Source organism: Leptolyngbya sp. CCY15150 (assembly GCF_016888135.1).
Taxonomy (GTDB): Bacteria; Cyanobacteriota; Cyanobacteriia; order RECH01; family RECH01; genus RECH01.
The window spans coordinates 1-624 of record NZ_JACSWB010000236.1; the positions used below are offsets into that span (position 1 = coordinate 1).

2 pseudogenes are annotated in these 624 nt (G+C 48.9%); one reads left to right on the forward strand and one right to left on the reverse strand.

Annotation, left to right across the window (positions count from 1 at the left end):
* Positions 1-195, reverse strand: a pseudogene (locus tag JUJ53_RS18160) (ISNCY family transposase); the annotation flags it as partial.
* 135 nt (positions 196-330) lie between these two features.
* On the opposite strand from JUJ53_RS18160, the pseudogene JUJ53_RS18165 reads away from it, so the two are divergent.
* Positions 331-528, forward strand: a pseudogene (locus tag JUJ53_RS18165) (IS5/IS1182 family transposase); the annotation flags it as partial.
* Between the last annotated feature and the right edge of the window lie 96 nt (positions 529-624).

Here is a 624-nt window from a genome sequence, read left to right on the forward strand (position 1 = left end):
TCCTTCAACCACCTCTTTGATCCCATCATCGACTCCCTTACTCGTCTCTCGTTCCAACTTGCGGATGTCACGCACTCGCTTTTTTAACTCTTTTTTCCCATGGCGGTCTGCTTCGTAAATCGGCTTGGCTGCTTCTCGTAAATAGTGGAAATGACACAGTCCGTGGGCCACGTCTGGCAACGCACTAGTGACCGCTGTCAGGTGACAATTATCTTGGGCTCTTGGCAACTTTTGATACTGGTGGCGAAATATTGCTTAACGTTATCTGTAAGCCTGTAGCTAGAAATTGATAATGGGGTCAATCGTTGAGTGCATCAGGAACAGTCAATAATGTCGCTACGCCCCCAAGTTGAGTATGTTGTACCCGTGGAAACGGCGAAGGTCGCCCATACCGTTTTTCCTCAAGGGAACCTCTGCCTGACAATGGCCGATACATTGAGCGGGTTTATCAACGACGACACCTTCAGTGACTTGTTTGACGTCAAAGGACAACCTGGCATCTCACCTTGGCGCTTGGCCTTGGTCACTAGACCTTATCGGAAATTGAGCTGATAGAATCGTTACTAGGAGCCTAGACTAGGGTGAGCCGATGAAAATGACCTACGCTGAGTTGCGGACAAAACC